Here is a 24,740-nt window from a genome sequence, read left to right as displayed (position 1 = left end):
AAAACGGGGTCAGAAGAAAGCGTTCTTCAGACTCCTGGGGGATGACCCCATCTTCACCAATCCCGGCTGACCCTATTCCACCTCGTCAATACACTCCCGCAAATACCGAAACAGCTTCTTCGCCTGACCGGTATTCTTCTCCTTCTCGGCATCCCGCTTCGCATTCCGCGCGAGGTTGCGCAGGTGCTGGATATCCGCCGACGGGCAGTAATCAATAAACTCGCCGACGGCAGAGTCCCCTTCTGCCACCATCCGGTCGCGCCAGCGCTCGGCCAGGTGGTGGCGGCGGGTATGCTCGGCACTGCCCGCGTCGAAGGCGTCGAGACCGCGCTCGATGGCTTCCGGGTCTTCCTCGTTGCGCATGACCTTGCCGATGTAATGCAGGTGCCGCCGGCGCGCCTCATTCTTGCGGATTCGCCGGGACTCGACGATGGCCGCCTTCAGGGTATCGCTGATGGGCAGGCTGTTGAGCTGGTCGTCGCTCAGATCCAGCATGCGCTTGCCCACTTCCTGCAGGGCATGCATCTCCCGCTTGATCTGGGATTTGCTGGGACCGAGGTCTTCCTGGAATTCGTCGTCGTGGTGATCTGTCATAGTTGCTACCTAAAGCCCAAGTCGGGGTCAGATGAAGGCTTTCATCAGACCCCATAGTCGCGCCCAACTCAGGGGTCTGATGAACTTGTTCATCTGACCCCATGTTCAGTTGCAACGCCTACGCATAAAAAATCGTCGCCAACCCCAGAAACGCCATAAATCCCACCACATCCGTCACCGTGGTCAGGATAACGCTGCCCGCCAGCGCCGGATCAATGTTCCGGGACTTGAGAAACAGCGGCAACATGGTACCCACAAAGGCGGCGGCTACCAGGTTGATGACCAGGGCGGCGGCGATGATACCGCCGATCAGCAGATCCTGGAACCAGGCGGCCGCAGCCGTGGCCACCACCAGCGCCCAGAACAGGCCGTTCAGGGCACCCACAAAGAACTCCCGGTTCAGCAGCCATCGAACGTTGGCGCCGCTGATCTGGCCCACGGCCATGCCGCGGATGACCAGTGTGAGGGTCTGGCTGCCGGCAATGCCGCCCATGCTGGCGACGATGGGCATCAGCACTGCCAGGGCGACCACCTTGCTGATAGTGGCTTCGAACAGACCGATCACCGCCGAGGCGATGAAGGCGGTGACCAGGTTGATGCCCAGCCACACCGCCCGGCGGCGGGTGGTTTTCCAGACCGGGGCGAAGGTGTCTTCATCTTCGTCCAGACCGGCCATGCTCATCAGGGAGTGGTCGGCGTCTTCCCGGATAACGTCGACCACGTCATCGATGGTGATGCGCCCGAGCAGCCGGCCCTCCTCATTGACCACCGGCGCCGAGATCAGGTCGTAGCGCTCGAACATGGTCGCTACCTTGGTGTCGGAAAGGGTCACGGGAATGGGTTCGACTTCGGTGTCCATGACTTCCCGCACGGTCGCCGCAGGGTTGGACACCAGGATCCGGGTAATGGGCAGCACCCCGATAAAATCGTCCCGCCGGCTGACCACGATCAGGCTGTCGGTCATCGGGGGCAGGTTGCGGTGCCGGCGCAGGTAACGGAGCACAACGTCGATGCTGATGTCCGGGCGCACCGTGATGGTGTCCGTGTTCATCAGGCCGCCGGCGGTGTCCTCCGGATAGGACAGCACTTCCTCGACCCGCAGCCGGTCCTGTTCGTCCATGGTGTCCAGGACTTCCTGGATCACCGTGTCCGGCAGCTGCTGCAGCAAGTCGGCGAGGTCGTCCGACTCGAAATCCTCGATGATGTCCGCCAGTTCCTGGGCGTTCAGCTGGCTCAGGAAGTAGCTACGGATGTCATCGCTGAGGTACTGGAGGACTTCACCCTCCAGATCCTTCTCCACCAGGTTCCAGAGCAGGGCACGCTGGCGGGGAGGGGAGGATTCCAGCAGGTGGGCGATATCACTGGGGCTCAGGCCGCCATTGAGGATGCGGGCAACCTGCTTGAGGGCACCACTATCCAGCGCCTCACTCAGAGAGCGCAAACGCTGCCTGGCCTGGCTTTTTTCCAGAATATCGGTCATGGATCACCTGCTTGCTGAAAACGCCTTTATTATAGCGGAGTTAGGCGTTACAGGTGAGTGAAAACGGGGTTAAATCCCCAGGGGTCTGAAGAACACCTTCTTCTGACCCCATGTTCACGCTTACTCCCCCTCACCAAAATAATCATCAATCAGCCTGACCAGCGCCTCAATGGCCCGTTCCTCATCCGGCCCTTCGGCAATCAGCTCCACTTCGGTACCCTGGCTGGCGGCGAGCATCATCACCTGCATGATGTTTTTGGCGTCCACCTCGCGGCCGTTGCGGGCGATCCGGACCTGGCTGTCGAACTCGGAGGCGGTCGCCACCAGTTTGGCCGTGGCGCGGGCGTGCAGGCCGAGCTTGTTGATGATGGTGATGGGGCGGCGAATCATGGTGCTTCAGGTCTCTCCCCGGGCTTGCAGGTGGGGCAGCTCGGTGTGGCGCACCTGCACGTTGTTGTAGCGTTCGCGGAAATGCTTGCCCAGCTGCTCGCAGATATACACGGAGCGGTGCTGGCCGCCGGTGCAGCCGATAGAAATGGTCATGTAGCTGCGGTTGCTTTCGGCAAAGCCGGGCAGCCAGGTGTCCAGGAAAGCGATCAGATCATCGACCATCTTGCGACTGGCCGGCTCCCGCTCCAGGAAATCGATCACGGGCTGGTCGGTGCCCACGTACTTGCGCAGGCTGGTATCCCAGTAGGGGTTGGGCAGGCAGCGGACATCAAACACGTAATCGGAATCCAGCGGCACCCCGTGCTTGAAGCCGAAGGACTGGAACAGAAGGGCCAGTTCCTGCTCTTTACGGCCCACCACCCGTTGCTTGACCTGATCCCGCAGTTCGTACATCGACATGCCGGTGGTGTTGATATAGAGGTCCGCAAGCTTGGACAGCGGTTCCAGCAGCTTCTTCTCGCTGGTAATGGCCTCGCGCAGGGAGGTCTTGTCGTCACTCAGGGGATGCTTGCGGCGGGTGGCATGGAAACGCTGCAGCAGGGATTGCTCGTCCGCGTCCAGGTAGATGATCTCCACCGTGATGCCGGTTTCCTGCAGCTGACTGTAGATATCCTCGAAATTGGCCAGCTCACCGGACAGGTTGCGGGCATCAATACTCACAGCCATCTTGTTCAGCCGCCCCGGCCTTTCCTGGGCGGCCGCTTCCCGGGTCAACGGAAACAGCAACCCGATGGGAAGGTTGTCGATGCAGTAGAAGCCCAGATCTTCCAGTACATGCAGTGCGGTACTCTTGCCTGAGCCTGACCTGCCACTCACGATGATCAACTTCATGCCCAGCATACCTCCGGTAAAGTCGGGTTCAGCCGTTAGCGGCTGTCATGCGCTCATACAATGTCCTGGCGTCTTCGCACTCGCGGAGCCTGTTGCAGAAGGACCGCTCATTGAATTTCTCGGCCAGCTGGCTCAGCAGCTCCAAATGCTCGCTGGTCGCCTCCTTCGGCACGATCAGGGCAAACACCAGGTCCACGGGCTGATTGTCGATGGCATCGAACTCGACGCTTTCCTCCAGCGTCATCAGCACACCGATCACCCGGTCCAGGCCCTCCAGCCGGCAGTGGGGGATGGCAATCCCCTGGCCGATTCCGGTACTTCCGAGCCGCTCGCGCGCGATCAGGTTGTTGAAGATCTCGGTGTCGCTCAGGGTTTCATCCTGCTGGTGGATCTTTTCAGCGATGAACTCCAGAACCCGCTTCTTGCTTGATGCCGGCGCCCGGCAGAGGGTCAGCTCCGGTACAAGGATGTTGTCTATGGTCAGGGATGTGTCGCTCATGGATCGACTGCATTTCCGTAAAAAAAAGGCTGCGACACCCGAAGTGCCGCAGCGCCATTGGATTACCGCATGGAGACGGACTGTTAACGCTGCCCGTTACCGTGCATCCGGTCTACGTTCTTTTCCTTGTGCTTGAGAACCTGACGATCCAGCTTGTCGATCAGGGCATCGATGGCTGCGTACATGTCCTCATTCTCGGCCTTAGCATGAATTTCACCGCCACCCGCTACATGCAGAGTCCCCTCCGCAATCTGGCGCACCTTTTCGACTTCCAGGGTCACCTGACAGTTGGAAATGTGGTCAAAGTGGCGCTCCAGCTTGTCGAACTTCTCGGTGACATAATCCTTGAGGGAGGGAGTCAATTCTACGTGATGGCCTGAAATATTGAGTTGCATAGGCGTCTCCTGTTGTTACACCAGTCGTTTGCGTTCATTGGAAGGCGGAATATGCATCGCCTCCCGGTACTTGGCCACGGTGCGTCTTGCCACCTTGATGCCCTGTTCTCCTAGCATGGCTGCAATTTTACTGTCACTCAATGGCTTTTTAGGAGTTTCCGCGGCAATCAGTTTCCGGATCATCGCGCGAATGGCCGTTGAGGAACATTCACCCCCTTCATCCGTGCTGACATGGCTGGAGAAAAAGTACTTCAGCTCAAAGATGCCCCGGGGCGTGTGCATGTATTTCTGTGTGGTCACCCGGGAAATGGTGGACTCGTGCATGTCCACGGCCTGGGCAATATCGGACAGGATCAGCGGCTTCATCGCCTCCTCACCCTGGTCCAGGAAGCCCTGCTGGTGCTCCACGATGCGGGTGGCCACCTTAAGCAGGGTTTCATTCCGGCTCTGCAGGCTCTTGATGAACCATTTGGCCTCCTGCAATTGATCCCGCAGGTAGGTGTTGTCTGCACTGCTGTCCGCACGCCTTATAAGAGAAGCATAGCTCGCATTCACGCGGATGCGGGGGGCAATTTCCGGATTCAGTTCCACCCGCCAGCGGCCGTTGTGTTTGCTGACGATGACATCGGGGATGACGTAATCCGGCTCGCCGTGGTCGATCACATCGCCCGGTCGGGGGTTGAGGCCGGTGATCAGCGCCAGGACTTCCCGCAGCTGATCTTCCTTCAGGCGGCTTCTGCGCAGCAGCTGGGCGTAGTCCCGGTTACCCAGAAGGTTGATGTAGTGGGTAATCACCAGCCGAGCCTGGGCCAGCCAGGGGGTGTCCGGCGGCAGCTGGTTGAGCTGGATCAGCAGGCATTCCTGCAGATCACGGGCAAACACGCCAGCCGGGTCCAGATGCTGGAGCCGGTGCAGCACCGCTTCCACCTCGTCCAGTTCCAGGGGATCCTCGTCGGCGTCGTCCTGCAGGCCGGCATGGATCTCCTCCAGAGGGCTGGTCAGGTAGCCGTGATCGTCTACCGCATCGAGCAGGGCATGGGCGATGGCCCGGTCCCGCTCGCTCATGGGTGTCAGGTTGATCTGCCATTCCAGGTGATCGTGCAGGGTTTCCGTCGGCGAGTTGCGGGTCTCGAAATCCTGTTCGTTGTCGTCGTCATTGCGGGCCGAAGAGGCCGGCGCGGACTGATAGATGTCGTCCCAGGCAGTGTCGACGGGCAGGTCGTCCGGGATGTTATCGGGAACCTCGTTCTCGCCGGTCCATTCCGGTCCGGCATCGTCCCAGTCATCACCGGTTTCGGCACTGGCAGTGGAATCCTGTTCCTGGTCGTCCCGATTTTCGGTGTTGTCCGCCGGCGCTTCGGCGTGGTCGTCGTCCTCGGAGGTTTCCAGCATCGGATTGGAATCGAGGGCCTGCTGGATTTCCTGTTGCAGATCGAGGGTGGAGAGCTGCAGAAGCCGGATCGCCTGTTGCAGCTGGGGCGTCATGGTCAGGCTCTGACCCAGCTTTAACTGTAATGAAGCTTTCATCACCATACGTTCAGGATCCGTTACTCGTCACGCTCTGTCACCTTGGCATCAGAGAAAAAATGCTTTGTATGCTAGCTAGTTGCCGTAGCAAGCAAGTTCTTTGCCGAGTTTACTGGAATTGGATGTCAGATTGAACATGAAAGGTGGCGGGGATGTAACTCAGGGGTCTGATGAAAACTTTCATCTGACCCCAACCTGGACCCTTGGCTCGTGCTCAAATCCGACCCGGGGTCAGAAGAAAGCGTTCTTCAGACCCCTGGGGTGGCCCCTGACTCAGGGGTCTGATGAAAACTTTCATCTGACCCCAACCTGGACCTTTGGCTTGTGCTCAATTCCAACTCGGGGTCAGAAGAAGGCGTTCTTCAGACCCCACTCTCAGAGCCGGAACTCGTTCCCCAGATACACCTCTTTCACCTGCTGATTCGCCAGAATCTCCTCCGAGCTGCCGGAAGCAATGATATGCCCCCCGGAGACGATGTAGGCGTTCTCGCAGATATCCAGTGTCTCCCGCACGTTGTGGTCGGTGATCAGTACCCCGATGCCCTTGTCCCGCAGGTGGCGGATGATGTGCTTGATGTCGCTCACCGAGATCGGGTCCACGCCGGCGAAGGGTTCGTCCAGCAGGATGAAGGCGGGCTCCATGGCCAGGGCGCGGGCGATTTCCACCCGCCGGCGCTCGCCGCCGGAGAGTGCCATGCCGACGCTGTCGCGAATGTGGGTGATGTGGAACTCTTCCAATAGCTCTTCGAGCTTGGCATCACGCTCGGCCCGGCCGAGGCCCTTGCGGGTTTCCAGGATCGCCATGATGTTGTCCCGCACGGTCAGTTTGCGGAATACCGAGGCTTCCTGGGGCAGGTAGCCGATTCCCTTGCGGGCACGCCCGTGCATGGGCAGGGGCGTGATGTCCTGGCCATCAATGGTGATGCGGCCGCGATCGGCGGGCACCAGGCCAACAATCATGTAAAAGCAGGTGGTTTTGCCGGCGCCGTTGGGGCCGAGCAGGCCGACGATCTCGCCACTCTGGATTTCCAGGGAAACGTCGATGACCACCTTCTTCTGTTTGTAGCTCTTTGCCAGGTTACTGGCTCTCAGTACTGCCATCGGATCCCTGTCTGGTGCTGCGGGGCTGGATAACCATTTCAACCCGGCCAGTGCCGGATCCCGTTTCCTGTCCGCCCTCGGCGGTAACTACCCGGCGAACCGTGTCGTAATGGATGAGGTCGCCGCGGAACAGGTTGCCATTCTGCTCAATCACCGCCTCCCGTTCAAAGGTCAGCTGCCGGTCAGTGGCAGACCAGGTGATGTTAAGGGCGCGGGCATCGGTCTCGCCCTCACCGTCACGGCTCGGTTGGGTATAGTGGGCCGGGGCGCCGGACGCCTCGATACGGTTCAGGCCTTCGGTGTTGCGGTACAGCACGACCCGTTCGGCTGTCAGTCGGGTCTTGCCCTGGGTGAGGATCACGTCACCGGTATAGGTGGCCACGCCCTTGCTGTCATCGAGCCGTGCGCTGTCGGCGCTGACGGTGATCGGCTGGTCGGAATCCAGGTCGAAGGCCAGGACCGGGCCGCTGAGGACCAGCGCCAGCAGGGTGGCCAACACGCCGGACGGATGTTTATTGAACGGTCTCATAACGTCCTTCCACGTCGGAGTTGAGCTCCAGAATTCGCTCGTTGATCCAGGCTTTCATGCCGGTGGCACGGGTAACGCCGATGCGATCGGTGATCTCCACCGGAGCGTCGGTATAGATGATGTTCTGATCGTTGTCCAGCGTCAGCTTTGACGTGGTCAGGGTCGCCTCACGGTCGCCAATCGGGCGAATGATACGCACGTTGTCGGTCAGGTACAGCAGATTCTCGTTCTGCAGCAGGCTGCCGTTGTCCGCCGAGATTGTCCAGGGTTCAGTGCCGGGTTCGCCCCGGATGCGGGCAGTGGGCGATACCATGGTGGCCATGTTGCCCTCCTCGAACTGCTCGATCCGCGGGCTGGAGAAGCGCACTTCCAGGTTGCCGTTCTGGTCATAGGCGGTGTAGGTACCGTCCACCACAAAGCCATCCGGTTCGGTCGGGCCGCGCAGGGCAGCAGCTTCCGGGTCCGGTGCCGGCGGCTCGTCGCTGCGCCACAGCAGGAACAGGGCCACGGCGACCAGGGCCATCACCGCAAGCGCCCGCACCAGCGGGCGCTCGCTGACTTGCCGGAGCGACTCCAGGGGGCTGCTCATCCCGCCGGCTCCAGGTAGGGGGCAAGTGCGGCGTCCAGTTTGTTCTGGGCGGTCAGGATCAGGTCACAGGCTTCCCGTACGGCGCCATTGCCACCGGCCACGCTGGTGCAGTAGTCCGCATGCTGTCGCACCAGCCAGTAGCCGTTGGGTACGGTGATGCCCAGACCGGCAAAGCGCAGTGCCGGCAGGTCCGGCAGGTCGTCCCCCATGTAGGCAATTTCCTCCGGAGCAATGTCCATGGTGCGCACCAGCTCCTGCAAGGCCACCTTCTTGTCTTCGCGGCCCTGCATCAGGTGCGGGATGCCCAGGTCGTTCATGCGTTTTTCGGTCAACGGTGAGCGCCGGCCGGTGATGACAGCGACGGTGATGCCGGCTGCCATCAGCTGTTTCAGGCCAAGGCCGTCGAGGATATTGAAGCCCTTGAGTTCGTCGCCGTTGGCGCTGAAATAGAGTTTGCCGTCGCTCATGATGCCGTCCACATCCAGCGCGATCAGGCGGATGCGGGCGGCCCTGGCGATCAGCTCTTCAGGCCATTGCGAAGCCAGCGGACTGGTCAGGTCGGCCATCAGATCACTCCCGCCCGGAGCAGGTCGTGCATGTTGATGGCGCCGACCAGGGCGCCTTTCTCGTCGGTGACCGGCAGGGCGTTGATCTTCATCTCTTCCATGATGTTCAGGGCTTCGGCCGCCAGGTGGTCGGCGGCAATGGTCTTGCCGTGGCGGGTCATTACTTCCTCGATGGCGGTGTTGTGGATATCCACGGACCGGTCCAGGGTGCGGCGCAGATCGCCGTCGGTAAAGATGCCGGTGAGGTCGCCTTTGGCATCCACTACGGTCGTCATGCCCAGGCCCTTGCGGGAAATCTCCAGCAAGGCGCCACTGAGGGTGGTGCCTTCGGTCACGACCGGAATCTGCTCACCGGTGTGCATGATGTCGGAAACCTTGAGCAGCAGGCGCCGGCCCAGGCTGCCACCGGGGTGGGAGAAGGCGAAATCTTCGGCGCTGAAGCCCCGGGCTTCCAGCAGGGCCACCGCCAATGCATCTCCCATGACCAGAGTTGCCGTAGTACTGGAAGTGGGGGCCAGGCCCAGCGGGCAGGCCTCGGCGTCCACCCGGACATCCAGGTTGGCCACCGCCTCCCGCGCCAGCACCGAGTCCGGATTGCCGGTCATGCTGATCAGCGGGGCGCCCATGCGTTTGATCAGAGGCAGGATGGTCACCACCTCACTGGTGTTGCCGCTGTTGGAGATGGCAATGACGACATCCTGGCTGGTGATCATGCCCAGGTCGCCATGGCTCGCTTCGCCGGGGTGCACAAAGAAAGAAGGCGTGCCGGTGCTGGCCAGGGTAGCCGCGATCTTGTTGCCGATATGACCGGACTTGCCCATGCCGGTCACCACCACCCGGCCCTTGCAGGCCATGATGGTCTCGCAGGCGCGGAAGAAGTGGTCGTCGATGCGGCCTTCGAGGGCCTCGATGGCATCGCGCTCGATGCGAATGGCGCGAAGGGCGGATGTCCGGAAATCGTGGCTGGTCTGTTCAGTCATCGGGCTCTGGCCTGGCTCGTATCGGGGGAATTCGGCAAAAAGCGTTGAAAGTGGCGGAAGTATATCATTTTCAATAAATCCGGTGATGACCATCACGACATTTTACCGGTGAGACATTGAGGTTAGGCGCCGCATCGCATAATGTAGCTCCTCCTCGAAAGGGACAGATTATGGGTTCGACTGCATACATATCTCTGAAGGACGTTGTCTTCTCCCGTTCCGGCCGGCGCATCTTCGATGGCATCACCCTGGATATCCCCAGGGGCAAGATCACCGCGATCATGGGCCCCAGTGGTACCGGGAAGACCACCTTGCTAAGGCTGATCGGGGGACAACTGCGCCCGGACAGTGGCAGCGTCCAGGTGGATGGCCACGAGGTGCCGCGTCTCAAGCGCAAGGCCCTGTACACGCTGCGTGAAAAGATGGGCATGCTGTTCCAGAGCGGCGCCCTGTTTACCGATCTGAGTGTCTTTGAAAACGTGGCTTTCCCGTTGCGGGTGCACACAAAGCTGCCCGAAGACATGATCCACGACATCGTGTTGATGAAGCTTGAAGCCGTCGGCCTGCGGGGCGCCCGCCACCTGATGCCGTCGGAGCTCTCCGGTGGCATGACCCGCCGGGTTGCCCTGGCTCGAAGCATTGCCCTGGATCCGGAGCTGATCATGTACGACGAGCCTTTCGCCGGCCAGGATCCCATCGCCATGGGCGTGTTGGTAAAACTGATCCGGGATCTGAACAGCTCCATGGGATTGACCAGTGTGCTGGTGTCCCATGACGTGCCCGAGTCCCTGAGTATCTGTCATTACGCCTGTATCATTGCCGACGGCAAGGTCATTGGTGAAGGCACGCCGGAGGAGCTGAAGGCGCACCCGTCGGATCAGGTCCAGCAGTTCCTGCAGGGGCAGCCGGACGGCCCGGTGCCTTTCCATTATCCCGCGGACGATGCCGGCAAGGACTTCGGTCTGGGAGGAGGCGCCTGATGCTGGACCGTATCGCTTCCCTGGGCCGGCTGGGCCTCGACATTGTCGCTTCCCTCGGTCGCTCCGGGCGTTTTCTGGCCGGGGTGCTGAGTGGCGTGCCACGCCCGGTGACCGGCTTCCCTCTGCTGGTCAAACAGATTTATGCGGTCGGGGTGCTGTCCCTGGCTATTGTCGTGGTGTCCGGCCTGTTCATCGGCATGGTGCTGGGGCTGCAGGGTTACACCATCCTCTCCGATTACGGTTCCGAGGCTGCCATCGGTCAGATGATTGCGCTGACCCTGGTGCGGGAACTGGGGCCGGTGGTCACCGCCTTGCTGTTCGCCGGGCGGGCCGGCTCGGCCCTGACCGCGGAGATCGGCCTGATGAAGGCCACCGAGCAGCTGTCCAGCATGGAAATGATGGGGGTGGATCCCTTGCGGCGGGTGATCGCACCCCGCCTGTGGGCCGGCTTTATCGCCATGCCGATACTGGCGGTCATCTTCTCCGTGGTCGGTATCTGGGGCGGCATGCTGGTCGGTGTGGAATGGCTGGGCGTGTTCGAAGGTTCCTTCTGGGGCAACATGCAGTCCTCTGTGGACTTCGTGGACGACGTGATGAACGGCTTCATCAAGAGCGTCGTGTTCGGATTTGTCTGCGCCTGGATCGCGGTGTTCCAGGGCTACGACTGTGTGCCCACGTCCGCCGGAATCAGTTCCGCCACCACCAAGACCGTGGTTTACTCGTCCCTGGCGGTATTGGGGCTGGATTTTGTGCTAACCGCCGTAATGTTCGGCGATTTCTGAGATTGATCAACGGGAGCCGGTAATGGCACAGAGAACCATTGAAATCATAGTTGGTCTGTTCATGGTTGCGGGGCTGGCGGCTTTGCTGGTACTGGCGCTTCAGGTCAGCGGGTTGTCGCCCAAGGCCGCCGAGAGCACCTACACCCTGTACGCCAATTTCAACGATACCGGCGGCCTGACACCCCGGGGCAAGATCTCCATGGCCGGGGTGACGGTCGGCACCATCGAGTCCATTTCCCTCGACAAGGAAACCTTCCAGGCCCGGGTGAAAATGTCGATTCATGCCGAGGTGGACAACATTCCGGCGGACAGTTCCGCAGTAATACGTACATCCGGCCTGCTCGGTGAGCAGTACATTGATATATCCATCGGTGGAGACATGGAATCGCTGCAAGCGGGCGATACCTTCTACTCCACCCAGTCCGCCATGAACCTTGAGCGGCTGATCAGTAACTTTGCTTCCGGTAAATGAGCACCGGAGCACGGACCGAACAGAGATAGCGGGAGATCCTGATGGTTGCTTTGACTCAACGACTTTTCCTGGCACTGGCCCTGATGGTCGCGGTGGTTAGCCAGGCGCAGGCGGAGCAGGCTGAAGAGTTGCGTGAATACGTGGACGTCAACACCCAGAAGCTGGTGGAGAAGTTGAATGAGGAGCGGGGCCTGTATGAGAAGGACCCCGAGGCCTTCTACCGGAGCATGGACGAGGCCCTGACCGATTTTGTGGATTTCCGTCGCATCGCCGCCCGCGTAATGGGGCGCTACGCGCGCCAGACCACCCCGGAGCAGCGTGACGAGTTCGTCGAGAAGTTCAAGCGCAGCCTGTTCGACAGCTATGCCAAGGCCCTGGTCGATGCCGACGACTTCGAGATCAACGTGAAGGAGGCGACCATCCTGCCGCGGGATGAAGACCGCGCCTCGGTAGATCTGGAAGTCATCAGCTCCTCGGGCAACCGCTATCCGGTGGTGTACTCCATGTACCGGAACGGTGAAGGCCAGTGGCTGATGGAGAACGTGATCGTTGAAGGTGTGAACATTGGTCTCGCCTTCCGGGATCGTTTCAGCCAGGAAATGGAAGAGAACCGGGGCCAGATCCAGGTCGTGATCGACGGCTGGAGCGATGCCGCCAAGGCCATCGATCTGGACGGAGACGCAGACAACTCATGAGTCCTTCCGTACCGCGCGCCGAGCTCCGGGATGGCGAGATGATCGTGACCGGCGAGGTAAACGCTTCGTCGGTCATTGGCCTTCGCCAGCAGGGGGAGCAGCTGATTTCCGGGATCAACGATGGTCTCGTGGTTGATGTCTCCGGTCTGGAAACCGCACACAGTGTGGTGCTCTCCATGATGCTCTGTTGGGAGCGGCTTGCCAGGAAGCAGGGTATCGACCTGAGTTTTCGAGGCATCAATGGCCGCCTTGCCTCGCTGGCATCACTGAGTAATCTGAGTGCCCAGCTGACCCGCGCCGACTAATTGGTTACAATCTCGCCCCTGATTTTCCAAAACACCCGAGGATAGTTTATGGACGCCGCCGAAGTCACAAAACTGGTCGAAGAAGCCTTGCCCGGATGCGAGGTTCAGGTCCAGGTTGATGGTACCCATTACATGGTCGTCGTGGTGGGTGACGTATTCGAGGGCCTGCCGACCATCAAACGGCAGCAAATGATCAACAAGGCGCTGTTCCAGCACGTTATGGACGGCACCATCCACGCCCTGCATCCGCGTGCCTTCACTCCCGCAGAATGGGCCGAGCGCCAGGGCTGATACGCCCGCCAGACACAGGAATTCTATTTTGGACAAACTTCTGATTCGCGGGCGCAGACCCCTCGATGGCGAAATCCGTATTTCCGGTGCCAAGAACGCGGCACTGCCAATCCTCGCCGCCACACTTCTGGCGGATGAGCCGGTGACCGTGGGCAACCTGCCGCACCTGCACGACATCACGACCATGATCGAGCTGCTGGGCCGCATGGGTGTTGAGGTAATCATTGATGAGAAAATGAGCGTGGAGATCCACGCCAACACCATCAAGCACTTCCACGCCCCCTATGAGCTGGTCAAGACCATGCGCGCCTCGATTCTGGTGCTCGGACCCCTGGTGGCGCACTTTGGTGAGGCCGAGGTGTCCCTGCCCGGTGGCTGTGCCATCGGCAGCCGGCCGGTCAACCTGCACATCCACGGTCTGGAGCTGATGGGTGCGGACATCAAGGTCGAGAACGGCTACATCAAGGCCAAGACCAACGGTCGTCTGAAGGGTGCCCATATCTTCCTGGACACCGTGACCGTAACCGGTACCGAGAACCTGATGATGGCCGCGGCCCTGGCCGACGGTAAGACCATCCTCGAGAACGCCGCCCGCGAGCCGGAAGTGGTCGACCTGGCCGAGTGCCTGATTGCCATGGGTGCGGACATCAAGGGCCATGGCACCGCCACCATCGAGATCAACGGCGTCGAGCGCCTGCACGGCTGTCACTACGACGTGCTGCCGGACCGCATCGAAACCGGCACCTTCCTGGTGGCCGCCGCCGCCACCGGTGGTCGGGTGAAGCTGAAGGACACCCGTGAGGACCTGCTTGAAGCCGTCCTGCTGAAGCTGGAAGAGGCGGGCGCCCACATCGAGACCGGCCCGGACTGGATCGAGCTGGACATGAAGGGTAAACGGCCGAAAGCGGTCAGCCTGCGCACGGCTCCGTACCCGGCGTTCCCCACCGACATGCAGGCCCAGTTCGCCGCCATGAATGCGGTGGCGGAAGGCACCGGTACCATCGTGGAGACGGTGTTCGAGAACCGCTTCATGCACCTGCAGGAACTTGGCCGCATGGGCGCGGACATCACCCTGGAAGGCAACGCCGCCATCATCAAGGGCGTTGAGCATCTGACCGGTGCCCCGGTGATGGCGACCGACCTGCGGGCCTCGGCCAGCCTCGTCATTGCCGGCCTGGTGGCCGATGGCGACACCATCGTGGACCGCATCTACCACATCGATCGCGGCTACGAGTGTATTGAAGAGAAACTGCAGCTGCTGGGCGCGAGCATCCGCCGCCTGCCGGCCTAACAGACACAGACGGGAAACCGGAAGGACGCATGACAGATTCCATCACCATCGCCTTGTCGAAGGGACGAATCCTCGAAGAAACCCTGCCGCTGCTGGCGGAAGCCGGCATCGAGCTGGTGGACGACGTGAAGAAATCCCGCAAGCTGGTGTTTCCGACCACCGATCCGGACGTGCGCGTACTGATCATCCGTGCCACCGACGTGCCGACCTATGTCCAGTATGGCGGTGCGGACCTGGGCGTGACCGGCAAGGATGTGCTGATGGAACATGGTGCGGAAGGTCTGTACGAGCCCCTGGACCTGAACATCTCCCGCTGCCGCCTGATGACTGCCGGTCCAAAGGGCCAGACACCGCCGAACGGCCGGATCAAGGTGGCCACCAAGTTCGTCAACCTGGCTCGAAGGTACTATTCCGCCCAGGGCCGCCAGGCCGATATCATCAAGCTGTACGGCGCAATGGAACTGGCCCCGATCCTCGGCCTCGCCGACGAGATCGTGGATATTGTCGATACCGGTAACACCCTCAAGGCCAACGGCCTCGAAGCCCGGGACCTGATTGAAAACATCAGCAGCCGTTTAGTGGTTAATCGTGCGTCCATGAAGATGAAACATGGGCGGATTAACCCCATAATCGAAAAGATGGCCGCCGCCGTAGAAAAGCGGCGAGAGAAAAAGTAGGGGTCTGAAGAAAGCCTTCTTCTGACCCCGGTAATTTGGATCTGGCCTTGGAATTGAAGTTGGGGTCAGATGAAAGCTTTCATCTGACCCCGGTAACCCAGCACCAGAGCAAAACCAAAGCAATGTCCTCCTGAAGCAGGAACACAGAAATGACCGACGTAACCATCAAACGACTGAACGCCTCCCAAAGCGACTTCGACAGCGCACTGGCCAAACTCCTGGCCTGGGACGACAGCGTAGATCATCAGGTGAACGAGTCGGTGCGTCACATCCTGCACGAGGTCAAAACCCGCGGTGACCAGGCCGTCCTGGAATTCACCGAAAAGTTCGACCGCCTGGCGGTCGGCTCCGTGGCCGAACTGGAAATGGGCAAGGACCGGCTCCAGAAAAGCCTGGACGCCATCCCCCGGGACCAGCGTGAGGCCCTGGAAAAGGCCGCCGAACGCATCCGCGATTACCACGAGCGTCAGGACCAGAAGTCCTGGCAGTACCAGGACCAGGACGGCACGATCCTGGGCCAGAAGGTAACCCCGCTGGACCGCGCCGGGCTGTATGTCCCGGGCGGCAAAGCGGCTTACCCTTCGTCCGTACTGATGAACGCCATCCCGGCGAAAGTGGCCGGCGTCAGTGAAGTGATCATGGTCGTGCCCACACCGGACGGTGTCGTGAACGACATGGTCCTGGCCGCTGCCGCCATTGCCGGTGTCGACCGGGTATTCACCGTCGGCGGTGCCCAGGCAGTCGGCGCGCTGGCCTATGGCACGGAAACCATCCCTTCCGTGGACAAGATCGTGGGCCCGGGCAACATCTTCGTGGCCACGGCCAAGCGCGAGGTGTTCGGTGTGGTCGGCATCGACATGATCGCCGGCCCCTCCGAGATCCTGGTGATCTCTGACGGCAAGACCGATCCGGACTGGATCGCCATGGACCTGTTCTCCCAGGCCGAGCACGACGAGCAGGCCCAGAGCATCCTGATCAGCCCGGATGCGGAATTCCTGGATGCCGTGGAAGCCAGCATCAACAAACTGCTGCCGACCATGGAACGCGCGGACATCATCCGCACCTCCATGACCGACCGTGCGGCCCTGATCCAGGTGGCAGATCTCAAGGAAGCGGCCGACGTATCCAACCGGATCGCCCCGGAGCACCTTGAGCTGTCCGTGGAAGACCCGCAGGCCATGCTGGACGACATCCGCCACGCCGGCGCCATCTTCATGGGCCGCTACACCGCCGAGGCCCTGGGCGACTACTGCGCCGGCCCGAACCACGTACTGCCCACCAGCGGCACCGCACGGTTCTCCTCGCCACTGGGCGTCTACGACTTCCAGAAGCGCTCGTCCCTCATCGGCTTCAGCGCCAGCGGCGCCGACCGCATGGGTCGCGTAGCCTCCGTCCTGGCCAGAGGCGAGGGCCTAACCGCCCACGCCCGCTCGGCGGAGTACCGGATCAAAGATTAAGCGGGGTCAGATGGACCTCAGGGGTCTGATGAAAACCTTCATCTGACCCTATGTCGAACCTAACTCAGGGGTCTGAAGAACACTTTCTTCTGACCCCAAGTTCAACATGCCAGCACCAAAGTTAGTAGGCAGGTGGGCAAGGCTCCGCCCGGGAATGTAGAGGGCCATGGGTGGCCCGAAACAAGCGCACAGGGGTAAGGCAAGCGTTTATGAAGCGGAGCTTCATGCGCAGCCGAACGACAGCAATCTGTGATTGCTGGCCGGACCCCGCAAGGGGTGCTCGTAGCGGTTCCCGGGAGACGTGCCGCCCACCTGCCGTCGACTCGGAGTAAGAGGATCAAATGAGCAAATTCTGGAGCCCCCTGGTAAACGACCTGGTCCCCTACGTCCCGGGCGAACAGCCGAAAATGGCAAACCTGGTCAAGCTCAACACCAACGAAAACCCCTTCGGCCCATCGCCCAAGGTCATCGAAGCCATCCAGGCCGAACTGAACGACAACCTCCGCCTCTACCCGGACCCGGAAGGCGAGGCCCTGCGCCAAACCATCGCCGACTACCACAAAGTCCAGCCGGAACAGGTATTCCTCGGCAACGGCTCCGACGAAGTCCTGGCCCACATCTTCTACGCCCTGTTCCAGCACGGCGAGCCGATCCTGTTCCCGGACGTGACCTACAGCTTCTATCCGGTCTACTGTGGCCTCTATAACATCGAAGGCAAGAAGGTACCGCTCACCGACAGCTTCGAGATCAACCCGGAAGATTACCAGCAGCCCAACGGCGGCATCATCTTCCCGAACCCGAACGCTCCCACCGGCCGTTATCTGCCGCTGGAGCAAGTGGAAGCCATCGTTCAGGCTAACCCCAACCGGGTGGTCGTAGTCGACGAAGCCTACGTGGACTTTGGCGGCCAGAGCGCAATTACCCTGGTAGACAAATACCCGAACCTGCTGGTCAGCCAGACTCTGTCCAAGGCCCGTTCTCTGGCAGGCTTGCGTGTCGGTCTCGCCATTGGCCACAAGGATCTGATCGAAGCACTGAATCGAGTGAAAAACAGCTTCAACAGCTATCCTCTGGACCGACTGGCCCTAGCCGGCGCGAAAGCCGCCTACGAGGACGAAGCCTGGTTTCAGAAGTGCTGCGACGGCGTGATCAGTGAGCGCGAGCGCGTAACTGAAGCACTGGAAGGCATGGACTTTGAAGTTCTGCCGTCAAAAGCAAATTTTGTCTTCGCCCGGCACAAAGGTCAGTCCGGAGAGGCACTGGCAAAGGGTCTACGAGAGCAGGGCATCATCGTCCGGCACTTCAACAAGCCCAGAATCAGCGACTTCTTGCGCATTACAATCGGCACCGCCGAGCAGAATGATGCATTGATCAAGGGCCTTCAGTCTCTGTAAAACTGAATGGTTCGCGGAGGCAGGCGGGGAGGGCCTTCCGGGAATGTCGGAGGCCATGGATGGCCGGAGTCAAGCGCACATGGATGTGCTCGTAGCGGTTCCCGGAAGGCCCTCCCCGCCTGCCGGCCACTCCCAACTCAGAAGGCAATCAGGAGGAGCTCTATGGCAGCTCGAAACGATATCCTGAACACCATCAACGAATGGCTCCAACCCGAAAACTTCCAGGACTACAGCCCCAACGGCCTCCAGGTCGAAGGTAAAGACGAAATCAACACCATCGTCACCGGCGTAACCGCATCCAAGGCGCTGATCGAAGCCGCCATCGACGCCAACGCCGACATGATCCTCGTCCACCACGGCTACTTCTGGAAAGGCGAAGACCAGCGCATCCGTGGCATGAAGCGCGAGCGCCTGAAACAGCTGCTCGACCACGACATCAACCTGGTCGCTTACCACCTCCCGCTGGACGACCACCCGGAATACGGCAACAACCGCCAACTCGCCGACGTCCTGGAAATCAAAAACCCGCACCCGCTGGGCGGCCTGGTCTGGGAAGGTGAACTGCAGGAACCGATGACCCCGGAAAAATTCGGCCTCCACATCGCCAGAAAGCTCCACCGCGAACCACTGTGGGTCGGTGAGGGCAATCAGGAGATCAAACGGGTAGGCTGGTGCACCGGCGCCGCGCAGGGCTTTATCAACATCGCCCTGGATGCTGGCCTGCATGCGTATATCAGCGGGGAAATTTCAGAACCGACGACTCACACGGCACGGGAATGTGGTATCCACTATTTCGCTGCAGGCCACCATGCCACCGAGCGTTACGGTGTGCAGGCACTCGGGAAGGCGTTGGAAGAGGAATTCGGGGTAACCCACCAGTTTATAGATTGCGATAACCCGGTGTGATTTGAACGTGGAGTCATGAAAATGGGGTCAGAAGAAGGCTTTCTTCTGACCCCGGTGCTCCAAGCGAATTGCAAAGAAGTCTGATTGAGCGGATCGGGAAGGGCTGTCCAAAACTGTGCGGAGCCATGGATGGCGGAGCTCAAGCGTCACATGGACGTGCCGAAGGAGCGGGTTTTGGACAGCCCTTCCCGATCCGCTCACGCACCCAAGTTCGCAGTCCTGCCGTGAAAAGTAACTTCAAGCCTCAGAAGAAGCCTTCCGCTCCTTATCCAACCCAAAGTCCTCAGCCAGCGTCCCCTTCGCCTCAGGATCCTTCTTCGGCGCATAATCCCGGGGCGGCTCGGCCGGCGCATCCTCGCGGACTTCCTCGAGGCGCTTCTTGGAAGTCTCCTGCTGAAGCTCCTCCATCCAATCCTCGTCATTACAGAGGCGATTCGCGCCCCGGGCCATGTGTTGGTTCACATCCCGGTAGGCGTCATTGAACCGCCGAAGCAAATGGGCTGACTCCATGAAGTGCTCATTCACCTGAGCCTGGTAACGAGTAAACTCGCTCCGCAGCTCATCAATCTGCTGCTCTGCACGGCGCTGCCGAAGAGTCTGTCCCTGACCGGAGCGGCCAACCATTACCCCGATGACAATGCCAACAACCAATGCGGCAATCGCTGCCAGAATCAGGTTCGTCATATGCTGTGTCGTCCTTTTAGCTAGAAATGAGCCAAGCCCTCAACGCAGTATAACGCGCCGGGGCGCCCCCCGCCCACGGTTACTGCCTGCAACAATCGTCGTATTGCCCCTGCGACCGCTCCCAATGGCGAAAAATCCCGAAATAAGCGACAATACCGCGCCCAAATTCATGTCCAACTTCCGGGAATACCTTGATGACAGCAGCGATGTCCTCCGAAACCAGTGCGAACCTGACTCCTTGGCAGCGGTACCTGAAGGATCTTGAACGCCCGGATTTTCACAAGGACCCGGCACAGGAAGATGCGGTAAAGCGCCTGCAGGCACTGTACGACAAACTGGTCGAAGCTGAAAGTGAACGCAACAAGGCCATGACCAAACTCCGCCGCAAACTCAAGAAGGGCAGGGAAGAGCCGGTCAAGGGCCTGTACTTCTGGGGCGGTGTCGGCCGCGGCAAGACCTATCTGATGGACACGTTTTTCGAGTCCCTGCCGTTCGATCGCAAGATGCGGGTGCACTTCCACCGCTTCATGCAGCGGGTGCACAACGAACTGAAGGCCCTCAAGGGCGAGAAAAACCCGCTGGAGAAGGTCTCCAAAAAGTTTGCCGACGAAACCCGGGTTATCTGTTTTGACGAATTCTTCGTATCCGACATCGGCGATGCCATGATCCTCGCCACCCTCATGGACGGCCTGTTCAGCCGGGGCGTGACTCTGGTGTGCACCTCCAACATCGTGCCGGACGGACTTTACAAAGATGGCCTGCAACGCCAGCGCTTCCTGCCGGCCATCGAGCTGGTCAAGAAACACACCGATGTGGTCAACGTGGACGGCGGCGTGGATTACCGTCTCCGGACCCTGGAGCAGGCGGAGCTCTATCACTGCCCGCTGGATGATCAGGCCGATGTGAGTTTGCGCGAAAGTTTCGACCGCCTGGCGGTGGAGGCTGCGAAGCACAGCAAAACCATGGAAATCAACGGCCGCAAGATCCCGGCCCAGGCCCACGCCGACGACGTGGTGTGGTTCGACTTCGTCGACGTCTGCGACGGCCCGCGCTCCCAGAACGACTACATCGAAATGGCCCGCCAGTTCCACGCCATCATCATCAGCAACGTGCCCGTGCTCGGCGGCGACAAAGACGACCAGGCCCGCCGGTTCATCAACATGATCGACGAATTCTACGACCGCAACGTCAAAGTCATCATCTCCGCGGCAGCCCCCATCACCGAACTCTACGCCGGCGGCCGCCTCGGCTTCGAATTCGAACGCACCGAATCCCGCCTGCTGGAAATGCAGTCCCACGAATACCTGGAGGCACCACACAAGCCCTGACGTGACCCAGGGGTCTGAAGAATTCATTCTTCTTAACTCAGGGGTCTGATGAACTCGTTCATCTGACCCCATCTTGGAACCTGACTCCAAGCCAAACCTCGAACACGGGGTCAGAAGAAAGCTTTCTTCAGACCCCACTTTCAGCCCCAAACCAAGGGGCAAGACACAAGCTCAGGGGTCTGAAGAACTTCGTTCTTCCGACCCCATGTTAGAACCTAGCCAAGGGGTCTGATGAAAACCTTCATCTGACCCCATGTTCAATCAACCCCAAGGTCAAAAAAACTAAAAAAGGGGTCAGATGAAGGCTTTCATCAGACCCCAACGCAAACAAACCGAGAGGTCCAACACCAATGAGCAACGACAACGTAGTCATCGTAAGCGGCGTCCGCACCCCCATGGGCGGCTTCATGGGCAGCCTGGCGGACGTCTCCGCCCCCGAACTCGGCGCCCTCACCATCGCCGAGGCCGTCAAACGCGCCGGCCTGCAGCCCGCGGACGTCCAGGAAGTGATCATGGGCAACGTCCTGCCCGCCGGCCTCAAACAGGGCCCGGCCCGTCAGGCCATGCGTCAGGCTGGTCTGCCGGATAACACCGGTGCCACCACCATCAACAAGCTGTGCGGCTCCGGCATGAAAGCCGCGATGTTCGCCCATGACCTGATCAAGGCTGGCAGCAACGACATCATGGTTGCCGGCGGCATGGAGAGCATGTCAAACGCGCCCTACGTGCTCCTGGGTGCCCGCAAAGGCTACCGCATGGGCCCCGGCCAGGCGCCGCAGGATCACATGTTCCTGGACGGTCTGGAAGACGCCGAGACCGGTCGACTGATGGGTGCCTTCGCCCAGGATATGGCCGACAAGAAAGGTTACACCCGCGAGGAGATGGATGAGTACGCCATCCAATCCCTGACCCGCGCGAAGAAAGCCATCGAAGCAGGCCTGCTGAAAGAGGAAATCATCCCGGTGACCGTCAAGACCCGCAAGGGTGAGGTAGTCGTCGAGGATGACGAACAGCCCCACAACGCCAACATCGACAAGATCCCGAGCCTGCGTCCGGCGTTCAAGAAGGACGGCACCGTAACCGCGGCCAACTCCTCCTCCATCTCCGACGGCGCCTCCGCGCTGCTGCTGATGCGCGAATCCGAGGCGGAGAAGCGCGGCCTCAAGCCCATGGCCCGGATTGTTGCCCACAGCACCCAGTCCCAGCACCCGTCCGAATTCACCTGCGCCCCGGTGGGCGCCATCGAAACCCTGTTCGCCAAGACCGGCTGGAACAAGGAAGACGTGGATCTGTTCGAGATCAACGAAGCCTTCGCCATGGTCGCCATGATGCCGATCAAGGAGCTGGGCCTGGACCCGGAAAAGGTCAACATCCACGGCGGCGCCTGCGCCCAGGGCCACCCCGTCGGCTCCACCGGCTCCCGCCTGCTGGTCACCCTGATGCACTCGCTGAAGCACTATGGCAAGAAGAAAGGTATTGCCGCCCTGTGCATCGGCGGCGGCGAAGCCACCGCCATGGCCATCGAAATGCTGTAAAGCCAACTCCGGGGTCTGAAGAACGCTTTCTTCTGACCCCTTCTTTGCTTCTACTGGGGAGCTAGCCCTTTAACTCGGGGTCAGATGAAGGTCTTCATCAGACCCCAGTGCCGAACTCAGGGGTCTGAAGAACTCGTTCTTCTGACCCCATTTTCACTTCCCACCCGAGCCAGACTTGAACTCGGGGTCAGATGAAAGTCTTCATCAGACCCCTGTGCATGAACTCCGGGGTCTGAAGAAAACCTTCTTCTGACCCCATCTTCACTTCCCACCCAAGCCAGGCATCCAAACCCGTTGTTTACTGACCGCTTTTTTATTGGTTGCAACCAAATTTCTTGTCTATAGTGATTCACAGTGCGAAGTAACCGGGCGGCCGGCGAGGTGTGATAGCAAAATCATACTTTTGACTGATCAAAGCCCCGAACAGCGTTAGCTATAGTGCCAACATCACGAGCACTGTGCATGAAGCCTCCAATACATCGTGAACACCAATAATCAGAGCAGCGACTCAGAACAACAATGGAGTAGCCTTCCAATGACAAGAAAAACTCATCAATGGCAGCGTTGGACCAAACTACCGCTGGCCGTGGCGATTGCTGCCGGTGCTGCCGGCCAGGCTTCCGCCTACTCGTTTTACATGGGAGATGTGGAAGCCCAGTTCAATACGACGCTGTCAGCTGGTGTAGGTTGGCGGGTCGAGGATCGGGACAAGCGACTGATCGCCCAGGGTAACCTTGGTCCCGAGTATGCGCCCGGTGGAGAGCTGGAGAACATCGGTGCTTCCACCAACAACTACGACGACGGCAACCTGAACTTCGAAAGCGGCGACACCTACTCCAAGATTGTCAAAGGTAACAGTGAGCTGTTCCTGGATTACGCGGTGGACAGCGACACCCTGACCCGCGTCGGTGGCTTTGTCCGTGGCCGTTACTGGTACGATTTCGAACTCAAAGACGAAAGCCGCGCCGTGGATTACGTCGGCCAGCAGCGTGAACTCAACCCGGAAGCCAAGGATAACGCCTCAGGCGGTGAATTCCTTGACGCCTACGTCTTCTCCGACTGGTATTTCGGCAATGTCCCCGTCAGCCTGCGTTATGGTAAGCAGGTGGTCAGCTGGGGTGAGAGTACCTTCATCCAGGGTGGTATCAACACCATCAACCCGGTGGACGTACCGGCTTTCCGGGCACCTGGTTCCGAACTGAAAGACGCCCTGTTGCCGGTGGAAATGTTCTACGCCTCCGCCGGTATCACCCAGAACATCACTCTGGAGACCTTTGTCCAGACTGACTGGGAACCGGTCCGTCCGGATGACTGTGGTACCTTCTTCTCCACCAACGACTTTGCTCCCGATGGTTGTGGCCCGGTACTGCTCGCCGGCCAGCTGCCGGACTCCCAGGCGTACGCCCAGGGCTTCATTGCCCCACGTGAAGGGGATCGGGACGCCGACGAAAAAGACCAGTTCGGTATTGCCATGCGCTGGTACGTGCCGGCCCTGAATGATTCTGAGCTGGGTTTCTACTACATCAAGTACAACAGCCGCCTGCCGTATGTCAGCGGTGTGGTAAATGACCCGGATAACGGTGTGAGCTTCCCGTCCTACTACATCGAGTACCCGGAGAACATCGATCTCTACGGCATTAGCATCAACACCACCACCCCGGGTGGATGGTCTCTTGGCGCTGAATACAGCTTCCGTGAGAACATGCCGCTGCAGTGGAACGCTTTCGAGCTGATCTATGGCGGTTTGCAGCTCGATGATGCTGATGGCAACCCCGTGAGCCTGCTTGAGCAGCAGCGCCTCGAAGAGTCAGGTGGTGCGGACCTCTCCGGAACTGACGTTCGTGGTTGGGATCGATTCAACGTCTCCCAGGCTCAGTTCACTCTGATCAAATTCTTCGATCAGGTCATGGGCGCCAGTCGTCTGTCGTTTATTACGGAGTTTGGTGCAACCTACGTGCACGATCTTCCAGACTATGACGAGGCACAATTCGGCCGCTCCGGCACGTTTGGTATTGGCACCAGACCGAGTGGTGGTTGTGAAGCGCTGAACCTCAACGACAACTACTGCACCACCGACGGCTTCACCACCGATTTCTCCTGGGGCTACCGCGCCCGTTTCGTGTGGGATTACCCGAACGCGATCGCCGGTATCAACCTGTCGCCGCAGCTGGCCTGGAGCCACGACGTTCAGGGCTACAGCCCGCAGCCGGGTGGCGCCTTCAACGAGGGTAGCAAGGCAATCGGCCTGTCCCTGCAGGCGGTGTACCAGAACAGGATTACCGGTAATATCGGTTACACAAACTTTTTCGGCGGGAAGCCGTATAACGAGTTGACTGACCGAGATTTTGTGAGCGCGAGCGTTTCGTACTCCTTCTGAACCGGAAACAATTCGTCTGACGAGG

27 protein-coding genes are annotated in these 24,740 nt (G+C 60.1%); 14 read left to right on the top strand and 13 right to left on the bottom strand.

Going from position 1 to position 24,740, the window contains the following annotated elements; genetic code table 11:
- Window positions 1–72 precede the first annotated feature (72 nt).
- The 12 genes from yjgA to ACQUTG_RS00335 form a co-directional block, all read right to left on the bottom strand.
- Entirely contained in the window at window positions 73–594 is a 522-nt protein-coding gene (yjgA, locus tag ACQUTG_RS00390) for a ribosome biogenesis factor YjgA (RefSeq protein WP_428917513.1), read from the bottom strand.
- 118 nt (window positions 595–712) lie between these two features.
- On the bottom strand, window positions 713–2,074 hold the full coding sequence (gene mgtE / locus ACQUTG_RS00385; RefSeq protein ID WP_428917512.1) for a magnesium transporter: 1,362 nt from the start codon (window positions 2,072–2,074) through the stop codon (window positions 713–715).
- Between the two features lie 120 nt (window positions 2,075–2,194).
- On the bottom strand, window positions 2,195–2,464 hold the full coding sequence (locus ACQUTG_RS00380) for an HPr family phosphocarrier protein (RefSeq protein ID WP_428917511.1): 270 nt from the start codon (window positions 2,462–2,464) through the stop codon (window positions 2,195–2,197).
- A gap of 6 nt (window positions 2,465–2,470) precedes the next feature.
- Window positions 2,471–3,355, bottom strand: coding sequence for an RNase adapter RapZ (gene rapZ / locus ACQUTG_RS00375; protein ID WP_428917510.1), 885 nt, complete (start codon window positions 3,353–3,355; stop codon window positions 2,471–2,473).
- Between the two features lie 28 nt (window positions 3,356–3,383).
- Window positions 3,384–3,854 (bottom strand): PTS IIA-like nitrogen regulatory protein PtsN, encoded by a 471-nt coding sequence (ptsN, locus tag ACQUTG_RS00370; protein WP_428917509.1) that lies wholly within the window; start codon window positions 3,852–3,854, stop codon window positions 3,384–3,386.
- Window positions 3,855–3,937: 83 nt separating this feature from the next.
- A complete protein-coding gene (gene hpf / locus ACQUTG_RS00365; protein ID WP_113863403.1) occupies window positions 3,938–4,249 on the bottom strand; it encodes a ribosome hibernation promoting factor in 312 nt (103 codons plus the stop codon).
- Between the two features lie 15 nt (window positions 4,250–4,264).
- On the bottom strand, window positions 4,265–5,776 hold the full coding sequence (locus tag ACQUTG_RS00360; protein WP_428917508.1) for an RNA polymerase factor sigma-54: 1,512 nt from the start codon (window positions 5,774–5,776) through the stop codon (window positions 4,265–4,267).
- A gap of 375 nt (window positions 5,777–6,151) precedes the next feature.
- Complete coding sequence (gene lptB / locus ACQUTG_RS00355; RefSeq protein ID WP_428917507.1) at window positions 6,152–6,877, bottom strand: LPS export ABC transporter ATP-binding protein; 726 nt, start codon at window positions 6,875–6,877, stop codon at window positions 6,152–6,154.
- A complete protein-coding gene (gene lptA, locus ACQUTG_RS00350) occupies window positions 6,855–7,406 on the bottom strand; it encodes a lipopolysaccharide transport periplasmic protein LptA (protein ID WP_428917506.1) in 552 nt (183 codons plus the stop codon). The genes lptB and lptA overlap by 23 nt, the downstream gene beginning before the upstream one ends.
- Entirely contained in the window at window positions 7,390–7,995 is a 606-nt protein-coding gene (lptC, locus tag ACQUTG_RS00345) for an LPS export ABC transporter periplasmic protein LptC (protein ID WP_428917505.1), read from the bottom strand. The genes lptA and lptC overlap by 17 nt, the downstream gene beginning before the upstream one ends.
- The gene (gene kdsC / locus ACQUTG_RS00340; RefSeq protein ID WP_428917504.1) at window positions 7,992–8,561 is read right to left on the bottom strand and encodes a 3-deoxy-manno-octulosonate-8-phosphatase KdsC; all 570 of its coding nucleotides are present in this window, start codon (window positions 8,559–8,561) and stop codon (window positions 7,992–7,994) included. Before kdsC ends, lptC begins: the two co-directional genes overlap by 4 nt.
- The gene (locus ACQUTG_RS00335) at window positions 8,561–9,541 is read right to left on the bottom strand and encodes a KpsF/GutQ family sugar-phosphate isomerase (protein WP_428917503.1); all 981 of its coding nucleotides are present in this window, start codon (window positions 9,539–9,541) and stop codon (window positions 8,561–8,563) included. The genes kdsC and ACQUTG_RS00335 overlap by 1 nt, the downstream gene beginning before the upstream one ends.
- 167 nt (window positions 9,542–9,708) lie before the next feature.
- On the opposite strand from ACQUTG_RS00335, the gene ACQUTG_RS00330 reads away from it, so the two are divergent.
- The 11 genes from ACQUTG_RS00330 to ACQUTG_RS00280 all read left to right on the top strand — a co-directional run bounded on the left by ACQUTG_RS00330 (window position 9,709) and on the right by ACQUTG_RS00280 (window position 18,791).
- Entirely contained in the window at window positions 9,709–10,521 is an 813-nt protein-coding gene (locus tag ACQUTG_RS00330) for an ATP-binding cassette domain-containing protein (RefSeq protein ID WP_428918431.1), read from the top strand.
- Entirely contained in the window at window positions 10,521–11,303 is a 783-nt protein-coding gene (mlaE, locus tag ACQUTG_RS00325; protein WP_428917502.1) for a lipid asymmetry maintenance ABC transporter permease subunit MlaE, read from the top strand. The genes ACQUTG_RS00330 and mlaE overlap by 1 nt, the downstream gene beginning before the upstream one ends.
- Before the next feature lie 22 nt (window positions 11,304–11,325).
- Entirely contained in the window at window positions 11,326–11,775 is a 450-nt protein-coding gene (gene mlaD / locus ACQUTG_RS00320; RefSeq protein ID WP_428917501.1) for an outer membrane lipid asymmetry maintenance protein MlaD, read from the top strand.
- Window positions 11,776–11,816: 41 nt separating this feature from the next.
- The gene (locus tag ACQUTG_RS00315; protein ID WP_428917500.1) at window positions 11,817–12,470 is read left to right on the top strand and encodes an MlaC/ttg2D family ABC transporter substrate-binding protein; all 654 of its coding nucleotides are present in this window, start codon (window positions 11,817–11,819) and stop codon (window positions 12,468–12,470) included.
- Window positions 12,467–12,775 (top strand): STAS domain-containing protein, encoded by a 309-nt coding sequence (locus tag ACQUTG_RS00310; protein ID WP_428917499.1) that lies wholly within the window; start codon window positions 12,467–12,469, stop codon window positions 12,773–12,775. The genes ACQUTG_RS00315 and ACQUTG_RS00310 overlap by 4 nt, the downstream gene beginning before the upstream one ends.
- Window positions 12,776–12,823: 48 nt before the next feature.
- Window positions 12,824–13,066, top strand: a complete 243-nt coding sequence (locus tag ACQUTG_RS00305) for a BolA family protein (RefSeq protein ID WP_092000915.1) — start codon at window positions 12,824–12,826, stop codon at window positions 13,064–13,066.
- Window positions 13,067–13,094: 28 nt separating this feature from the next.
- Window positions 13,095–14,357 (top strand): UDP-N-acetylglucosamine 1-carboxyvinyltransferase, encoded by a 1,263-nt coding sequence (gene murA / locus ACQUTG_RS00300; protein ID WP_428917498.1) that lies wholly within the window; start codon window positions 13,095–13,097, stop codon window positions 14,355–14,357.
- Window positions 14,358–14,386: 29 nt separating this feature from the next.
- Window positions 14,387–15,034 (top strand): ATP phosphoribosyltransferase, encoded by a 648-nt coding sequence (hisG, locus tag ACQUTG_RS00295; protein ID WP_113863416.1) that lies wholly within the window; start codon window positions 14,387–14,389, stop codon window positions 15,032–15,034.
- A gap of 149 nt (window positions 15,035–15,183) precedes the next feature.
- On the top strand, window positions 15,184–16,491 hold the full coding sequence (gene hisD / locus ACQUTG_RS00290; RefSeq protein ID WP_428917497.1) for a histidinol dehydrogenase: 1,308 nt from the start codon (window positions 15,184–15,186) through the stop codon (window positions 16,489–16,491).
- 341 nt (window positions 16,492–16,832) lie between these two features.
- Window positions 16,833–17,885: a histidinol-phosphate transaminase gene (gene hisC / locus ACQUTG_RS00285; protein WP_428917496.1), complete on the top strand. Its 1,053-nt coding sequence runs from the start codon at window positions 16,833–16,835 to the stop codon at window positions 17,883–17,885.
- 162 nt (window positions 17,886–18,047) lie between these two features.
- A complete protein-coding gene (locus tag ACQUTG_RS00280; RefSeq protein ID WP_428917495.1) occupies window positions 18,048–18,791 on the top strand; it encodes a Nif3-like dinuclear metal center hexameric protein in 744 nt (247 codons plus the stop codon).
- A 237-nt stretch (window positions 18,792–19,028) separates the two neighbouring features.
- Here the strand turns inward: ACQUTG_RS00280 and ACQUTG_RS00275 are convergent, their stop codons facing one another.
- Entirely contained in the window at window positions 19,029–19,475 is a 447-nt protein-coding gene (locus tag ACQUTG_RS00275; protein ID WP_428917494.1) for a YhcB family protein, read from the bottom strand.
- A 230-nt stretch (window positions 19,476–19,705) separates the two neighbouring features.
- On the opposite strand from ACQUTG_RS00275, the gene zapE reads away from it, so the two are divergent.
- The 3 genes from zapE to ACQUTG_RS00260 all read left to right on the top strand — a co-directional run bounded on the left by zapE (window position 19,706) and on the right by ACQUTG_RS00260 (window position 24,715).
- Window positions 19,706–20,803 (top strand): cell division protein ZapE, encoded by a 1,098-nt coding sequence (zapE, locus tag ACQUTG_RS00270; RefSeq protein ID WP_428918430.1) that lies wholly within the window; start codon window positions 19,706–19,708, stop codon window positions 20,801–20,803.
- A gap of 350 nt (window positions 20,804–21,153) precedes the next feature.
- A complete protein-coding gene (locus ACQUTG_RS00265; protein WP_428917493.1) occupies window positions 21,154–22,338 on the top strand; it encodes a thiolase family protein in 1,185 nt (394 codons plus the stop codon).
- A 535-nt stretch (window positions 22,339–22,873) separates the two neighbouring features.
- Window positions 22,874–24,715, top strand: coding sequence for a DUF1302 domain-containing protein (locus ACQUTG_RS00260; RefSeq protein ID WP_428917492.1), 1,842 nt, complete (start codon window positions 22,874–22,876; stop codon window positions 24,713–24,715).
- Window positions 24,716–24,740: the final 25 nt, after the last annotated feature.

It is taken from the genome of Marinobacter sp. DUT-1 (assembly GCF_050379415.1).
Taxonomy (GTDB): domain Bacteria; phylum Pseudomonadota; class Gammaproteobacteria; order Pseudomonadales; family Oleiphilaceae; genus Marinobacter.
The sequence above is the reverse complement of the archived record's forward strand: the minus strand, read 5'-3'. Positions and strand labels throughout refer to the sequence as shown.

Coding starts and splice junctions, on each gene's coding strand:
- yjgA (WP_428917513.1), bottom strand. CDS start 594: ATGACAGATCACCACGACGACGAATTCCAGGAAGACCTCGGTCCCAGC.
- mgtE (WP_428917512.1), bottom strand. CDS start 2,074: ATGACCGATATTCTGGAAAAAAGCCAGGCCAGGCAGCGTTTGCGCTCT.
- ACQUTG_RS00380 (WP_428917511.1), bottom strand. CDS start 2,464: ATGATTCGCCGCCCCATCACCATCATCAACAAGCTCGGCCTGCACGCC.
- rapZ (WP_428917510.1), bottom strand. CDS start 3,355: ATGAAGTTGATCATCGTGAGTGGCAGGTCAGGCTCAGGCAAGAGTACC.
- ptsN (WP_428917509.1), bottom strand. CDS start 3,854: ATGAGCGACACATCCCTGACCATAGACAACATCCTTGTACCGGAGCTG.
- hpf (WP_113863403.1), bottom strand. CDS start 4,249: ATGCAACTCAATATTTCAGGCCATCACGTAGAATTGACTCCCTCCCTC.
- ACQUTG_RS00360 (WP_428917508.1), bottom strand. CDS start 5,776: ATGAAAGCTTCATTACAGTTAAAGCTGGGTCAGAGCCTGACCATGACG.
- lptB (WP_428917507.1), bottom strand. CDS start 6,877: ATGGCAGTACTGAGAGCCAGTAACCTGGCAAAGAGCTACAAACAGAAG.
- lptA (WP_428917506.1), bottom strand. CDS start 7,406: ATGAGACCGTTCAATAAACATCCGTCCGGCGTGTTGGCCACCCTGCTG.
- lptC (WP_428917505.1), bottom strand. CDS start 7,995: ATGAGCAGCCCCCTGGAGTCGCTCCGGCAAGTCAGCGAGCGCCCGCTG.
- kdsC (WP_428917504.1), bottom strand. CDS start 8,561: ATGGCCGACCTGACCAGTCCGCTGGCTTCGCAATGGCCTGAAGAGCTG.
- ACQUTG_RS00335 (WP_428917503.1), bottom strand. CDS start 9,541: ATGACTGAACAGACCAGCCACGATTTCCGGACATCCGCCCTTCGCGCC.
- mlaE (WP_428917502.1), top strand. CDS start 10,521: ATGCTGGACCGTATCGCTTCCCTGGGCCGGCTGGGCCTCGACATTGTC.
- mlaD (WP_428917501.1), top strand. CDS start 11,326: ATGGCACAGAGAACCATTGAAATCATAGTTGGTCTGTTCATGGTTGCG.
- ACQUTG_RS00315 (WP_428917500.1), top strand. CDS start 11,817: ATGGTTGCTTTGACTCAACGACTTTTCCTGGCACTGGCCCTGATGGTC.
- ACQUTG_RS00310 (WP_428917499.1), top strand. CDS start 12,467: ATGAGTCCTTCCGTACCGCGCGCCGAGCTCCGGGATGGCGAGATGATC.
- ACQUTG_RS00305 (WP_092000915.1), top strand. CDS start 12,824: ATGGACGCCGCCGAAGTCACAAAACTGGTCGAAGAAGCCTTGCCCGGA.
- hisG (WP_113863416.1), top strand. CDS start 14,387: ATGACAGATTCCATCACCATCGCCTTGTCGAAGGGACGAATCCTCGAA.
- hisD (WP_428917497.1), top strand. CDS start 15,184: ATGACCGACGTAACCATCAAACGACTGAACGCCTCCCAAAGCGACTTC.
- hisC (WP_428917496.1), top strand. CDS start 16,833: ATGAGCAAATTCTGGAGCCCCCTGGTAAACGACCTGGTCCCCTACGTC.
- ACQUTG_RS00280 (WP_428917495.1), top strand. CDS start 18,048: ATGGCAGCTCGAAACGATATCCTGAACACCATCAACGAATGGCTCCAA.
- ACQUTG_RS00275 (WP_428917494.1), bottom strand. CDS start 19,475: ATGACGAACCTGATTCTGGCAGCGATTGCCGCATTGGTTGTTGGCATT.
- ACQUTG_RS00265 (WP_428917493.1), top strand. CDS start 21,154: ATGAGCAACGACAACGTAGTCATCGTAAGCGGCGTCCGCACCCCCATG.
- ACQUTG_RS00260 (WP_428917492.1), top strand. CDS start 22,874: ATGACAAGAAAAACTCATCAATGGCAGCGTTGGACCAAACTACCGCTG.